The sequence below is a fragment of the Kitasatospora sp. NPDC004615 genome, assembly GCF_042873545.1.
Classification (GTDB): Bacteria; Actinomycetota; Actinomycetes; order Streptomycetales; family Streptomycetaceae; genus Kitasatospora.
Window position 1 is genome coordinate 771,195 of sequence record NZ_JBIALQ010000002.1, and the last position, 14,212, is coordinate 785,406.

Here is a 14,212-nt window from a genome sequence, read left to right on the forward strand (position 1 = left end):
CGCGCCCCTGATTTCGCGCCCGCCTGCCTTCGAGTCCCCTGCTACAGCTCCGTCGCGCCCTTCTCCGCCAGCCCCGTCTTCGACGCGATCGCGCCCCACAGCTTCGAGGCCTGCTCCTTCGCCGTCGTGGCGGAGCCACTCGCGGTGTTGCCGTTGCGGTAGTGGTCGTTGTCCTTCGCCTTGCCCCCGTCGCAGCCCGCGACCATGTCCCCGGCCCACAGGGCGTATTCGGAGTCGGCGGTGGAGGACGCCTGCCAGGCCTTCTGCAGCTGCTCGACCAGCTTGCCGCCGTCGGTGAGCTGGTCCACCTTCAGGTCGCCGAGCTTCTTCAGCAGGTCCTGCCGCTGCGCGGCGGCCGCGGTCAGCGCGGCCTGCGCGTCCGGCAGACCCTGGCACTTGCCAACGGCGGAAACCGCGTTGACCACCGAGGTGCGGCTCGCGCTCGCGGTGCCGAGCAGGTCGGACATCGCCTGCGCCTGCGCCTTGGTTTCGGGGCCGACGGCGCCGTCCGCGCCGCCGCCACCGGCCTGCGCGGACGGTGACTGGCTGCTCGAACTCTTGGTCTTGGCCTGGCTCTTCTTGGTGTCGTCGCCACCACCACTGGCGAACACACCGATCAGCACCGCGATCACCGCGACACCGGCCACGCCCGCACCGATCAGCACCTTGGTGTTGGGCTTGCGGCCACCGCCGTTCGCCGACCCGCCGTTCCCCGACCCACCGTTCGCCGATCCACCAAACCCGGCCTCCGGCGCGGCCTGGTACGCCTGCTGCTGCGGCGGGACCGCCCCGTACGCACCCCCGTAGCTCGGCTGCGCGGGAGCGGGCGCGGGCGCCGCGTACTGCTGCTGCCCGCCGAACGTCCCGCCGGCGTAGCCCTGTTGCGGGAATCCGATCTGCGTCGGCGCGTTCGACGCGGCCGCCACGGACGGGTCGCCCGCCGGGTAGGGCGGCAGGTACTGGGTGGCCCCGACGTCCCCCTGCGGGGCGACCGGCGCGGCCTGCTGCGGCGCGCCCCAGTACTCGGGGCTGCCGCTCTGCCCCAGCGGCGGGGCGGACTGCTGCTGCGGAACGGGGTTCTGCGGCTGGGCGTACGGGGGCTGCGAGGCGGCCTGCACCGGGGTACCGGTGCCCTGACCGTCCGTGGCGGGTTCCGGCCGGAACAGGTCGTCCAGATTGAAGTCGCCGGAGTTCGGATACGAGCGGCGCTGGCTCAACGCGATTACCTCACCTGTGCACGGCACCGGGATCCCGGGCCTTTCGGTTGCCCCGCCGGGTTGCTGACGACGGACCACAACTGCGAGGCCACGCTACCGGTTCACCGGCACAGGTGACTACGTGGGCTGTTGTTCTGTGCTATTGCTTCACGAAGCCCGATCGTCCCCACCTGTACCGGCCGACCCTGCCCCACCTGCTACGCGGCCACCCCACCTACTACGCGGCCTCCCCGTCCATCCGGGCGTGGAACTCGCGTACCGCCCGGTGGCTCCGGTACGGCTCCAGCCGGCTGCGGAAGTCGTCCAGGTACTCCACGCCCCGGTTCGAGCGCAGCCCGCTGAGCAGCCGGACCGCCTCGGTGCCGGTCTCGCAGGCGCGTTCGAGGTCGCGCTGCTGGAGTTGGGCCGTGGCGAGCAGCACCAGGTCGACGGCGCGCCGGCGGACCCGGTGCGCGGGATGCAGTTCGAGCGCGGTGCGGGCGTAGTGCTCGGCCCGCTCGCCCTGCTGGAGGTCCCGGTGACAGTGCGCCAACTCGTCGGCCAGGTAGGCCTCGTCGAAGTGCACGATCCAGTCCGGGTCGTCGGCGGGGTTGCGGCGTTCCATCGAGGCGAGCGCCTTCGCGGCGACCGCCTCGCAGGCGTACGCGTCGCCGAGCAGGGCGTGGCCGCGGGCCTCGGCGGCATAGAACATCGCCATCGCGGTGGGGGTGGCCACCGTGCGGGCGCCTTCCTGGGCGGCGCGGGCGAGTTGGGCGATCTCCCGGGGGTTGCCGAGGGTCGCAGCGAGGTGGCTCATCGAGGCCGCCAGCACGTAGCCGCCGTAGCCGCGGTCGTCGGCGGCCTGGGCGAGGCGCAGCGCCTGGATGTAGTAGCGCTGGGCGAGGCCGGACTGGCCGGTGTCGACCGCCATGTAACCGGCCAGCTCCGTCAGCCGGGCGACGGCGCCGAAGAGTTGACGGCCCGTCTCGTCCCGGTAGGAGCCGCCGAGGAAGCCGGAGACCACGCTGTTGAGGTAGTGCACCACGACGGGGCGGACGTGGCCGCTGCCGAAGCGGTGGTCGAGGTCGACCAGCATCTGGGTGGTGGCGCGGATCGCCGCCACGTCGGCGAGGCCGACCCGGGTGCCGCCGGTCCGCGCGACCACCGGGTCGGGCGGGGTGATCAGCCAGTCCCGGCTGGGTTCGACCAGGGCGGACGCGGCGACGGTGGTGCCGGCCAGGAAGTCGCGCTTGCCGACGTCGCTGCGCCACAGTTCGCAGATCTGCTCCAGCGCGGTGGCCAGGCTGGGCGCGAACTGGAGTCCGACGGCGGAGCTGAGGCTCTTGCCGTCGGCCATGCCGATCTCGTCCACGGTGACACCGCGGCCGAGTTTGCGGCCGAGGGCCTCGGCGATGACGGCGGGCGCCTGCCCGCGTGGTTGTTGCCCGCGCAGCCAGCGGGCGACGGACGTTTTGTCGTATCGCAGGTCGAGCCCGTGCTCGGCTCCGCAGAGGTTGACCCGGCGGGCCAGGCCCGCGTTGGAGCAGCCTGCCTCCTGGATCAGCTGCTGCAGACGTTCGTTCGGCTCTCGTGCGACGAGCGGTCTCGCGGCCATGGGATTTTTCCGCCTCCCCAACGCCGTCCGGACCCGACCGGAGGGCGACGACTGTGCAACACCATGCGGAATACCCACGGTGACGTACCCACTCCCCACGCGCCCTGCTGAATGCCCCTGTGCGCCCCCACTGCGCCCGTTACCGCCCCTGTCGCGCCGGGGGGTTCCGACCAGGATCACCGTCCCGGGTGACAACGTGCGCCCCGTTCGAATCGTTCGGCGGCGGCCCGTAACCCCCACTCACGGACGGTAGTTGTGCTCCACGTGGACAACGCCTCCCAATCCCCCGAACCCGACTCGCCGTCGCTACTGGCCGAAGCCGTCCGCTGTGCCGAGGTCCGCCACTGGGAGGTGGTCCCCGGGGCGTGGCTGGTCGATGACGACGGTTTCACCCGCTGCTCCTGCGGCGATCCGCGCTGTGCGCTCCCCGGCGCACACCCCGTCGGCGCCGACTGGGGGCTGCTGGCCAGCGTCGGGTCCGCGGTGGTCCGCGGGTGGTGGGCGGAGCACCCTGAAGCATCGATTCTGCTGCCCACCGGGAGGGCGTTCGACGTGCTGGACGTGCCGGAGGTGGCGGGCTGCCTCGCCCTGGCCCGGATGGAGCGGATGGGGCTGCCGCTCGGCCCGGTGGTCTCGGTGCCGGCCGCGGCGGGGCGGCGCGGACGGCGGCTGCACTTCCTGGTGATGCCCGGCGCGGTCGCCAAACTGCCGGAGCTGCTGCGGCAGATCGGCTGCACCTCGGGCGGGCTGGACCTGGTGGCGCGCGGCGAGGGCGATTGGATGGTGGCCCCGCCGTCCCGGTTCTCCGGCCGCGGCGGGACGGCGATCTGGGCCCGGCCGCCGACGGCCCAGAACCGGTGGCTGCCGGACGTGGTGGATCTGGTCAGCCCGCTGGCGTACGCCTGCCGGCGCGACCCCTCGGCCCCGCGCCCCGCGCAGCGGGAGGCCGCCGCGGTGCACTGAGCGACCGCGCGCCACGCCTCCGACCGCTCGGAACGCGATCTTCCGGAAATAAGTCGTCATACCCGCAGGTCAGCGGGACAAGCCAACCGATCGGGTGACAGCGCTCAAGGATTGGCGGCGTCGACCGAGGGGATCATTCTCAGCGTCGGCACGGGGTCGAAAAAACGGAAGGAGCGGGCGGGCCGAGAGCGTGGGGGACTGCCGGGAGGGCGTTCGGTCGGGGAAGCCGAGTGCGGCAGCAGGAGGGGCTGGAGGGGATCAGGGAGGGACCGGAGGGGATCAGGGAGGGAGTCGGGGGAGGGAGGCGCGGCGGGGCCCGGTGCGGGGACACCGGGCCCCGAAGCGTGTGCCCCGAAGCGTGTGCCCCGAAGCGCGGGCCCCGCGTGTTCCGAGGCCCCGGGGCCTGCCCGGCCCAGCAGCGTCTCCCGCTACGGCTGCGCGACGAACACGTGCGCCGCGATCTCCTTGCCCAGTTCGGCCGCGCCGTCACCGGTGCCGACCAGCACGCCGCCGGCCGCCGGGGCGACCCGCACTGTCGCGCCGGGGCGGACGCCCGCGCGGCGCAGGGTGCGCATCAGTTCGCCGTCGGTCTGGATCGGCTCGCCGATCCGCCGCACCACCACGTCCGCGCCGTCCTTGCCGGCCACCGACTCCAGCGTCACCAGCCCGGCGTCGAAGCCCTCGCCCTCGGCCTTGGTGTCGCCGAGCTCGTCCAGGCCCGGGATCGGGTTGCCGTACGGGGACTGGGTGGGGTGGCCGAGCATGGCGAGCACCTTGCGCTCGACCGTCTCGCTCATCACGTGCTCCCAGCGGCAGGCCTCCTCGTGGACCTGCTCCCACTCCAGGCCGATCACGTCCACCAGCAGGCACTCGGCGATGCGGTGCTTGCGCATCACCCGCACCGCCAGCCGGCGGCCCTCCACGGTGAGTTCGAGGTGCCGGTCCTCGGCGACCTGGAGCAGGCCGTCGCGTTCCATCCGGCCCACCGTCTGGCTCACCGTCGGGCCGGACTGCTCCAGCCGCTCGGCGATCCGGGCGCGCATCGGGGTGATGCCTTCCTCCTCCAGCTCCAGGATGGTGCGGAGGTACATCTCAGTGGTGTCGATCAGCCCTGACATCGCCCCTGGCTCCGTTCTTCGGTGTCCTCACCGCCAATTCTGACGTACGAAGGTGACAACCCGGTGCGCTCCGCCGTTGTGCCCGGCTGCCGGACGCCCTGCGCGACGGTTGACAGCCGGGCGCGGCAGGGGCCACCGTGCACGCCGTAGCTGTCCCCATGCGGCCCGGGCCCCCGGACCGCCCGCGCGCTCGGACGGAGCACGAGATGACCGAACTGGTCGGCCGTTACCTGGATGCCGCCGTGGCCCACCTGGAGCGGATCCGCACCGAGGAGGGCGAGAACATCGACGCCGCCGCCGAGCTGCTGGCCGAGGCCGTCGAGCACGGGCGCCGGATCTTCGCCTTCGGTGCCGGGCACTCCTCGCTGGCCGCCCAGGACGTGGTCTACCGGGCCGGCGGCCTGGTGGTGATGAACCTGCTCAACGTGCCCGGCATGACCGGCGTGAACGTGATGCCCGCACACCTCGGCAGCGCGCTGGAGCGGGTCTCCGGGCTGGCCACCACCACCCTCGACCTCACGCCCGCCCGCAGCGGCGACCTGCTGTTCCTGATCTCGCTGTCCGGCCGCCAGGTGATGCCGGTCGAACTCGCCCGGCACGCCCGCGACCGCGGCATGAGGGTGATCGGCGTGACCTCGCTGGCGTATCCGGCCGCGGTGAGCTCCAACCACCCGTCCGGCACGTACCTCAAGGACAACTGCGACCTGGTGCTGGACAGCAAGATCGCCCCCGGCGACGGCGAACTCGACCACCCCGGCGCGGGCGCCCCGTTCGGTTCGGTCTCCACCATCGTCACCAGCGCGCTGATGCAGTCCGTGATGGCCTCCGCCACCGCCAAGCTCGCCGACCGCGGCATCACCCCGCCGCTGTTCCGCTCCGGCAACGTGGACGGCGGCACCGAGTGGAACAACAAGGTGATCGCCGACAACGCGGACCGCATCTTCTACGCCTGGTGACCGCCGGGCGCCCTCCGCTGACCTCCCGCTGACCGCCCCGCGCCCCCGGCGCAACCCCGCGCATTCGGCCAACTCCGGTGCCGGTCGCGTAAGTTCGACCGGCGCTGGGAAGGACTCCCGAGACCGGTGAGACGGCGCTGCGGGGGCAAAAATGGCAACTGGAGCGGGGCGTTCGATCGGCTTCGTACGGGAGCAGGACCTGCTGCCGCGGCTGTTCTGGGCCGCCGACGGCGCGTCCCTGCAAGGTCAGGCCCGGGCGGTGGCGCTGTCCCGCTGGGAGTTGCTGCTGCTGGTCGGAGCGGCCTTCGCCGGCTCCGCCGACGGCCCGCTGTACGCCTGGCTGGCCGCCGTCGCCTACCTCGGCGCGCTGTTCATCGCCGTCACCGTCGCCTGGCAGAACCCGCAGCGGCTCTGGTACGACGGCCGGGCGATCGCCGAATCGGTCAAGACCCTGGTGTGGAAGTACGCGGTGCGCGCCGACTCCTACCGGCCGCCGCCCCGCAAGCTCCCCGACGCCGAACGCCTGTACGGCATGCAACTCACCGACATCCTCGGCGAGTTCGACACCGAACGGCTCACCCCGGGGCTCGCCGAGGAACTGCGCAGCTGGCGCGCCCCGGCCCGGCACCCGCAGATCACCGAGACCATGGAACGGCTGCGCGACCAGCCGCTGCCGGTCCGCCGCGAGATCTACCTGCGTGAACGGGTGCACAGCCAGCGCGAGTGGTACCAGGCCAAGGCCATCCAGTGCCGCAACGCCACCCGCCGGGTCGACCGGCTCGCCATCGTCCTGCCCGCCGCCGGCCTGGTCCTCGCCGTCCTGCGCGCCCTCGGCGAATTCACCTTCGACGCGCTCGGCGCGATCTCCGCCGTCGCCGCCTCCATCTCGGCCTGGGCCCAGCTGCGCCAGTACCGTCCGCAGGCTGCCGCCTACACCCTCGCCGCCGCCGAACTCTCCAAGGTCGAAGCCCAGTTGGCGGCCGTCGACCTGTCCGCCCCGGACGCCGAGGAGAACTGGGCGCGACTCGCCCGGGACGCCGAGGACGCCATCTCCCGGGAACACACCACCTGGCAGGCGCGCCGCGAGGTGCGCAGCCTGGACATCCCCAGCTGACCTGGAGGCGCCGCGTGGCCACCCGCAGGATCGACACACCGGACGGGGGCATCCTCGCGGTCGAGATGTCCGGAGACCCCACCGGCAGGCCGGTGTTCCTGCTCCACGGCACCCCCGGCAGCCGGGTCGGCCCCGCCCCGCGCAGCGCCGTCCTGGCCCGGATGCGGGTCCGGCTGATCTCCTTCGACCGCCCCGGCTACGGCGAGTCCACCCGGCTGCCCGGCCGCCGGGTCCGCGCCGCCGCCGAGGACGTCACCACCATCGCCGACGCCCTCGGCCTCGACCGCTTCGCCGTCGTCGGCCGCTCCGGCGGCGGCCCGCACGCGCTCGCCTGCGCCGCCCTGCTCCCCGACCGGGTGGTCCGGGCCGCCACCCAGGTCTCCCTCGCCCCCCGCGACGCGGACGGCCTCGACTGGTTCGACGGCATGACCCCGTCCAACGAACGCGCCTACCGCCAGGCCGAGTTGGGCCAGCCCCGGATCGCCGGCCCGTTCCAGGTCCGCTCCCAGGTGATCCGCCGCGACCCCGCCCAGCTCATCCGCAACCTGGTCCCCGAACTCACCCCGCCCGACCGCACCGTGGTCGCCGACATCGGCATCCGCCGCATGCTCCAGTCCACCTACCGCCAGGCCTTCCGCTACGGCGCCGACGGCTGGATCGACGACGTACTCGCCTTCATCGCCAACTGGGGCTTCGCCGTCGACACCATCCGCGTCCCGGTCCGCATCTGGCACGGCGCGGACGACAAGTTCTCGCCGGTCGGCCACTCCTCCTGGCTCGCCGACCACATCCCCACCGCCCAGCTCTACCTGGAACCCGGCGCGGCACACTTCGGCTCCCTGAAGGAGATGACGGACGCCATCCGCTGGGCGGCCCACGGGCCGCGCTGACCGGCGGGTGGCCGGGGGCGGCGAACCCGCCCGCCCCCGGCCTCCCGCCGCCGGCCCCGCCTACAGCGGCTGCGGCTCCAGGTCCCGGTTGATGCGCTGCCAGGCGCGGGCGGACACCACCGACGGGTGCTCCTCGCCGAAGAGTTCGACCAGCGTGGCGATGGCCTGCATGCGCAGGCTCTCGGCCTCGCTGCGCCGCCCCGCCGAGCGGAGCGTGATGGCGAGGTTGACCTGGCAGACCAGGGCATCCGGGTGGCTGGCCCCGTACCGGACGGCAAGGCCGTCGTACGCGGCCCTGGCGAGTTCCTCCGCCTCCGCCAACTCGTTCTTCTCCGCGAGGGAGTTCGCGAGGTTGATCACGGCGTTGAGGACGAACGGGTGGCCTTCGTCGAGCACCCGGGTGAGTCCTTCGACGGCGGCGCGGCCGTGCCTGACCGACCCGACCAGGTCACCGGACCCGCGCAGGTAGATGGCCAGGTTGTTCTCGCAGGCGAACGTGAACGGGTGGTCGTCGCCGAGCAGGCGCCGGTGTCCCTCGTAGGCGTCGTTGGCGATATCCCGGGCGGTCTCCTTGTCGCCGGCGGCGCTGAAGTCGGCGGCGAGGTTGAGCCGGCAGGCCAGCGAGTCGGCGAAGTCCGGGCCGTAGAGGGCGACGTAGCGCTCGTAGGTGCGTTCGGTGAGTTCGCGGGCCTCCCCGTAGCTGCCGGCCCGGCGCAGGGAGACGGCGAGCGACTTGGCGTTGCGCAGTTCCTCGGGCAGGCCCGGGGCTTCGACGTCGGTGAAGGCCTCGGTGACCTCGCGCAGCAGCTCGACGGATCCCTTGTAGTCGCCCATTTCCCGCAGGTCGCGGGCCAGGTTCGACTTGGAGCCGAGGGTGTAGGGGTGAAGCGGGCCGAGGACGGCGGAGCGGCGTTCGACGGTGTCCTGGTCGAGGTCGCGGGCGGCGACGCTGTTGCCGACCAGGCGGTGGTCGATGGCGAGGTTGTTGGCGACCGACAGGGTGCGCGGGTCGTCCTCCCCGAAGAGTTCGACGAACTGGTTGTAGGTGTCCTGGTCGAGGACCAGCGCTTCCTGGAAGCGGTTGAGGTAGCGCAGGTCGGCGGCCATCGAGTTGGCGGTCATCAGCGCATACGGGTGGTGTTCGCCGAGGAGTTCGCGCTGACCGTTCAGGGTCTCCTGGTTCAGGGCGAGCGATTCGTTGTACGAGCCCTGGGAGCGCAGCACGTTGGCGACCTGCAGCCGGAGGCTGTAGATCTGGCGGCGCCACAGCCGCTGTTCCATCGGGTCGGGTTCGGACAGGGCGCGCGCGGTCCACGCCTCGTCGAGCTGTCGGCCGAGCTGCAGCGCCTGGTCGAGGTCGACGCGCTTCCACAGGTAGCGGACGCGGTCGATGAGCAGTTCGCGGACTTCGCGTTCGTCGCAGTCCTGCGCCCTGGACGGCGCAAGGTGCGGCCAAATGGCTTCCAGGGTAGGCCAGTTGGCGGGGTCGTCGGTGTCACCGCGGGGCGGGCGGGCGTTGACCAGGATGCGATGCACCTGGTGCATGGCGATGTTGCGGTCGTTCTCGTCCATGCCGCTGCGGACGACGGCCTGGACCAGCCGGTGGACCTGGAAGGAGTCGGAGCCGGCGTCGGTCTTGGCGAGGGCGTACCGGCTGACGGCGCGCAGCACCTTGCCGAGCAGGAAGGTGTCGGTGAGTTCCTCGTCGTAGGGGTAGAGCGCGACGCGCATCTGCTCGGAGAAGAAGAACTGCTTGAGCGAGATCGGCTCGGGCGCGAAGAAGGCGCACAGTTCCAGCAGCCGGACGGCGGCGGGCGACTGTTCGCGCAGCCGGGTGATGGAGACGTTCCAGGTCAGGCCGACCGGGGTGGGGTAGTCGACGGGGGTCTCGCCGGCCGCGAGCACCTTGGTGGCCTCGGCCTTGAGCTGGTTGACGTAGGTCTCGACGGGGGTGCGGGTGGTCTCCAGCCAGGCGGCGGCGACCTCGACGGCGAGCGGCAGGTCGCCGACGGCCTCGGCGACCCGGTCGGCGTCGGCGCGGGTCAGGCCGCGAACCCGGCGGGTGAGGTGGTCGACGGACTCGGTCCGGTCGAACACGTCGACGTTGAGCACGCCGGCCTGCCCGGACCAGCCCTGGTTGCGGGAGGTGACCAGGATGTGGCCGGGGCCGTCGGGGAAGAACCGGCGGATCTCGCCCGGCTCGTCGGCGTTGTCGAAGATCAGCAGCCAGTTGGGCGTGGGCAGCCCCTGCCGCAACGCGTCGCGGGCGGCCTGGGCGGCCTCGTTCACGTTGTCGCCGACCCGCAGCCCGAGCCGGCCGGCCAGCTCCGCCAGGTCGACGACCACGTTCTCGCTCTGCTCGGCGTCGATCCACCACACCAGGTCGTAGTGCGACATGTACCGGTGCGCGTACTCCAGCGCGACCTGGGTCTTGCCGACGCCGCCGAGGCCGTACAGGGTCTGCGGCGGCGGCAGCACGGCGGTGGTGCCGCCGGCGAGTTGGGCCCGCAGGTCGTCGAGGACCTTGACCCGGCCGGTGAACGAGTGGTTGCGCTGCGGGACTTCCCAGTAGGTGGGCTTGGTGCCGGGGAAGCGGGGCGCCCCGGGGGTGCGGTCGGGCAGGTCGGTCTCGGTGCGGCCGAGGGCGCGCAGCAGGACGGTGGCGGCGGCCTGTTCGTCGCGGCCGATCAGATCGACCGGGTTGCGGCTGTTGTAGGGCGCGTTGAGGCGCACGTCGGAGACCCGGACGGGGATGAGCTGGCGGCGGGCGCCGGCCGGGTCGGCGAGCACGGTCCGGTCCCACAGCGCCTGGGCCTGCGGGGACTGCAGGTAGGCGGCGGACAGCAGGGCGACGGTGCGGTACGCGGAGTCGATGCCGCGGCCGGTGGCCTCGCGCGGGTTGGCGCCGGCGCCGAGGTCGCGGGGCACGACGCGGTAGCCGGCGTCGGTGAGCAGCGCGGAGATCCAGTCCGCCCAGGCGCGGTCCTCGGGCACGTAGCTGAGGTACAGGTCGGCGGGGGCGGTGGGGCGGCGGCGGGCGAAGCCGTCGAGGTGGCGCAGCCGCAGGTCCTCGGGCATCGGCGGGAGTCCGGCGACCCGGCCCTGGGTGATCTCCCGGGTGAGTCGTTCGTTGGCGGCGAGCATGGATCCGGGCAGGCCGGGCTGGTCGCCGAACGGGGCGAGGATCTCCTCGTACGCGTAGAACGGCCGGTAGGGGATCTCGACGCCGGCCCAGTAGCGGGCCAGGTCGGGTTCGCCGAAGCCGGCGGGCAGTCCGCCGAACTTGATCCGGGCGAGCGCCCGGCCGGCGTCGGCCTTCTCCTTCTCGCCCTCGTCGATGCGCATCGGGACGGGCAGGATGCGGATGTCGCGGTCGCCGTAGCGGTCCTCGATGACCCGGGCGATCCGGGAGGCTCCGTCGATGGACTGGTCGCTGAGGGTGAAGCAGACCACCAGGTCGTCGGGCATCTCGACGGTGCAGATGTCGGCGGTGTCGGTGAGGCCTGTGCGGCTGTCGATCAGCACGTAGTCGTAGCGGCGCTTCATGTCGGCGCGCAGCGACTGGATGAACCGCCGGCCCTGGTAGCGCTCGTAGAGCAGGTCCCAGTCGAGGCGGGTGACGGAGTAGTCGCGGTTCTGCTGGCCGGCCGGGACGAGGTCGATCCGGCCGCCGCCGGGGAAGTGCGGCCAGGCGAGGGAGAGCGCGTGCGGGTGGATCCGGGCGAAGTCCTCGATCCAGTCGGGGTCGCGGTCGACCGGGCGCCGGGCCTCTTCGATGTAGTCGGCGAACAGGTCCATGATGCCGGTGGTGGCGGCGACGATCTCGGGGTTGAGGAACGGCCGGAAGAACTGGCTCAGCCCGGGGGCTTCCAGGTCCCAGTCGACGACCAGCACCCGGTAGCCGTTGGCGGCCATGATCCAGGCGGTGTTGGCCAGCGCCATGGTGCGGCCGGTGCCGCCCTTGTACGAGTAGAAGGTGACGATCCGTCCGTGACGGTTCTCCACGGTGGCGTCGCGACGGCGCGCCTGGATCTGCGGGCCCTTCGCCGGCCTCTCGGTCATGACGTTCCCTCCCCCGGGCCCTTGGTGCCCGTCGTGTTCCCGCACGCCGTACCGCCGAACGGAGTTCCGACCGTCCGGCGTCCTGCTGTCACCCGCTCCCAGCTCCTAGGGTCCGATGCTGGGTCTGCGGTCCGTGGGGCCGTCGTCCGGCCGGTCGCGGTGGTGCTGTTCATGGGCGGTGCAGGCGCGCATGACGGCGCGTTCCATCTCGCCGCGGAACTCCTCGAGGCTGCCGGGGGCGCCGGCCGCGGCGTCGTCGCGCAGGCTGGGCTTCTGCAGGGCCCCACGGCTGACGGCCAGCACGCTGTCGCCGATGTCGTTGAGCATCCGTTCGTGGTCGCGACTCTGCTGGTCCTCGCGGTTCCAGGGTTCGATGATGGCCACCGAGCCGAGGTTGCGCCGGTCCAGCCGGCGCACCGCCTCGACCCGCTGCACGTCCAGGAACGCCCACCGGTCGACCAGCAGCACGCACGGCGCGGACGGGCGTTCGCCGGTCAGCAGTTGCTCCGACTCCTCCTCGAACTCCCGTACGGTGGGCTGGAATCCCATGTTCCGGGCGACGTCCGCGGCGTCCTGCGCGAGCGGCCGGCTGGAGTCCGGCCGGAACGGCTGCCAGTCGGTGCGCAGCTCGCCGTACCAGGCGCCGCTGCGCTGCGGCGGCAACTCCGGTTGGTTGTAGGAGAACACCGAGATCCGCACCTTGTCGGCGACGTCCGGCTGGTCGAACGCGGACGGCTGGGACTCGAAGTCGAAGACCTGGCCGGCCGGGATGACGGTCTGCTCGGCGACGTCGACGATCCGCTGGGCGAGCCGCCACACCGCCTGGTGGTACTGCGAGCTGAACGCGGCGATCTTCATCAGCGCGTACAGGCCCTCGGCGGCGTAGTCGTCGCCGAAACTGTCGTGGTTGAACTGCAGTTCGCCGGCCACCCGGGGCAGCGGGTAGTGGTCCATCGGCACCCACAGCGCCGGCACTATCCCGGTCATCCGCTCGGCCGTCGGGCGGCGCTGGTACACCGACCGACGGGTGAACAGGTGCCATTCCCGGCCGCACGCCTCGGACTTGAAGTAGCGCGGCGAGTACAGCGGCACGAACACCCGGCAGCTGGAGAGCTCCCGCGACAGCCGCTCGGCCCACTTCTGCCCCTGGTGCATGGACCGGTCCATGAACCCGATCGGATGCCCGGCCGGCAGGTCGGTGATCTGCAGTATCGCCTCGCACAGGTCCTGGTAGAGCTTCGCCACCCAGAGGTTCGGATCCGCGGCACCTCTGGAGTTCACCCGCGGGGTGTGCGCGTAGCTGAGGAAGAAGTACGGCCTCGGTGCTTCCTTCCCCCGGCCCGCTGGGCTGTTCACACGCGCCTCCCCCGAGCCCGCCTGTCACCTGTTCCCCGAAAGGGACTCAAGTGTAGGAAGAGCCGCCACCGAAATGGAATAGGGCCTCGGGCCGACGGCTCGTCAGTCCTGCTTGTTTCTCAGCCATTTATCGGCGAAATCAACCGCTTCCCGGATCGGGAGCAGGAAGCACGGCGCATGGCCGAGGCGTCCCCGGGCCACCTTCCCGCTGTCACGCAGGACAGTTTCGGCGACGTCCAGGAAATGCGCGGTGGTAACGGCGGGCGCGGTGAACCGTACCCACTGTCGTGCGCCCCCTGCGCCGGCCATCACGCAGCCGTACTGCTGCAGGGGCGGCGCGTCCTGGCGGTACTCCGCCAGGTGGAACACCGTGCAGCAGGTCCACGGCACATTGACCAGCAGCACCCGGCCGTCGGCCTCCAGCAGCCGCTGCACCGGCGACCCCTCGCCGAGGTGGGAGTTCAGGTCGTGCCGTTCGGTCAGCCACCCGGCGAGCGGCCCCAGGGCGGCGAACGAGGTCTGCGGGTGCGCGCTGCGCAGCGCTCCCTCGGTGGTGCGGATCTCCTCGGACAGCCGCCCCATGGTGGGCGAGGCCGGAGTGGCGCTCCGGTCGAACGGCGGCATGGTCGCCCGGTGGGCCCGGACTCCCGCCGGATCGAGCGGGGCGATGGCGTCCCGGTACAGCTGGGAGGTCTCGGAGTTCTCCGGCGTCGCCGTGTACGCCACCAGGGTGCCGGCGGGGCCGAGCACCTCGCGCAGCGCCGCCACGACTCCGGCGGACCGGCCGTCGACCGGGCCGATGGACCGGGTGGCGGCCTGCACCAGGAGCGTCTCGCCCTCATCGACGCCGAGTGCGCGGAGGTCGCCGGTCAGCTCCGCCACGGAGTGCAACAGGTCCTCCAGCGGAGCGACGTTCATCGACGGCCCCACAATAGTCGCCGA

Annotated in this window: 10 protein-coding genes; 4 read left to right on the top strand and 6 right to left on the bottom strand. The window is 72.3% G+C overall.

Annotated elements, in window-relative coordinates; all coding sequences use genetic code 11:
• Nucleotides 1–41: 41 nt before the first annotated feature.
• Nucleotides 42–1,217, bottom strand: coding sequence for a hypothetical protein (locus tag ACFYS8_RS10345; RefSeq protein WP_387638492.1), 1,176 nt, complete (start codon nt 1,215–1,217; stop codon nt 42–44).
• Nucleotides 1,218–1,434: 217 nt separating this feature from the next.
• Nucleotides 1,435–2,811, bottom strand: coding sequence for a transcriptional regulator (locus ACFYS8_RS10350; protein WP_387638495.1), 1,377 nt, complete (start codon nt 2,809–2,811; stop codon nt 1,435–1,437).
• A 255-nt stretch (nt 2,812–3,066) separates the two neighbouring features.
• Between ACFYS8_RS10350 and ACFYS8_RS10355 the strand changes: the two genes are divergently transcribed.
• Nucleotides 3,067–3,774 carry a bifunctional DNA primase/polymerase gene (locus ACFYS8_RS10355; protein ID WP_387638497.1) on the top strand — a complete coding sequence of 236 codons (708 nt, stop codon included), beginning with the start codon at nt 3,067–3,069 and terminating at the stop codon, nt 3,772–3,774.
• A 428-nt stretch (nt 3,775–4,202) separates the two neighbouring features.
• Here ACFYS8_RS10355 and ACFYS8_RS10360 read toward each other — a convergent pair whose 3' ends face one another.
• A complete protein-coding gene (locus ACFYS8_RS10360) occupies nt 4,203–4,892 on the bottom strand; it encodes a metal-dependent transcriptional regulator (protein ID WP_387638500.1) in 690 nt (229 codons plus the stop codon).
• A gap of 206 nt (nt 4,893–5,098) precedes the next feature.
• On the opposite strand from ACFYS8_RS10360, the gene ACFYS8_RS10365 reads away from it, so the two are divergent.
• From ACFYS8_RS10365 to ACFYS8_RS10375, 3 genes are all read left to right on the top strand, one after another.
• Nucleotides 5,099–5,848 (top strand): sugar isomerase domain-containing protein, encoded by a 750-nt coding sequence (locus ACFYS8_RS10365; RefSeq protein ID WP_387638503.1) that lies wholly within the window; start codon nt 5,099–5,101, stop codon nt 5,846–5,848.
• A 151-nt stretch (nt 5,849–5,999) separates the two neighbouring features.
• A complete protein-coding gene (locus ACFYS8_RS10370; RefSeq protein WP_387638505.1) occupies nt 6,000–6,962 on the top strand; it encodes a DUF4231 domain-containing protein in 963 nt (320 codons plus the stop codon).
• A gap of 65 nt (nt 6,963–7,027) precedes the next feature.
• Nucleotides 7,028–7,852, top strand: a complete 825-nt coding sequence (locus ACFYS8_RS10375; protein ID WP_387638889.1) for an alpha/beta fold hydrolase — start codon at nt 7,028–7,030, stop codon at nt 7,850–7,852.
• A 60-nt stretch (nt 7,853–7,912) separates the two neighbouring features.
• On the opposite strand, the gene fxsT is transcribed toward ACFYS8_RS10375, so the two are convergent.
• The 3 genes from fxsT to ACFYS8_RS10390 form a co-directional block, all read right to left on the bottom strand.
• Complete coding sequence (gene fxsT / locus ACFYS8_RS10380; RefSeq protein WP_387638508.1) at nt 7,913–11,914, bottom strand: FxSxx-COOH system tetratricopeptide repeat protein; 4,002 nt, start codon at nt 11,912–11,914, stop codon at nt 7,913–7,915.
• 105 nt (nt 11,915–12,019) lie between these two features.
• Complete coding sequence (locus ACFYS8_RS10385) at nt 12,020–13,270, bottom strand: TIR-like protein FxsC (RefSeq protein ID WP_387638511.1); 1,251 nt, start codon at nt 13,268–13,270, stop codon at nt 12,020–12,022.
• Nucleotides 13,271–13,372: 102 nt separating this feature from the next.
• A complete protein-coding gene (locus tag ACFYS8_RS10390) occupies nt 13,373–14,188 on the bottom strand; it encodes an aminoglycoside N(3)-acetyltransferase (RefSeq protein WP_387638514.1) in 816 nt (271 codons plus the stop codon).
• Nucleotides 14,189–14,212 lie beyond the last annotated feature (24 nt).

Excerpts from the sequence above, each read along its gene's own strand:
- ACFYS8_RS10350 (WP_387638495.1), bottom strand. The coding sequence starts at position 2,811 with ATGGCCGCGAGACCGCTCGTCGCACGAGAGCCGAACGAACGTCTGCAG.
- ACFYS8_RS10360 (WP_387638500.1), bottom strand. The coding sequence starts at position 4,892 with ATGTCAGGGCTGATCGACACCACTGAGATGTACCTCCGCACCATCCTG.
- ACFYS8_RS10365 (WP_387638503.1), top strand. The coding sequence starts at position 5,099 with ATGACCGAACTGGTCGGCCGTTACCTGGATGCCGCCGTGGCCCACCTG.
- ACFYS8_RS10370 (WP_387638505.1), top strand. The coding sequence starts at position 6,000 with ATGGCAACTGGAGCGGGGCGTTCGATCGGCTTCGTACGGGAGCAGGAC.
- ACFYS8_RS10375 (WP_387638889.1), top strand. The coding sequence starts at position 7,028 with ATGTCCGGAGACCCCACCGGCAGGCCGGTGTTCCTGCTCCACGGCACC.
- fxsT (WP_387638508.1), bottom strand. The coding sequence starts at position 11,914 with ATGACCGAGAGGCCGGCGAAGGGCCCGCAGATCCAGGCGCGCCGTCGC.
- ACFYS8_RS10390 (WP_387638514.1), bottom strand. The coding sequence starts at position 14,188 with ATGAACGTCGCTCCGCTGGAGGACCTGTTGCACTCCGTGGCGGAGCTG.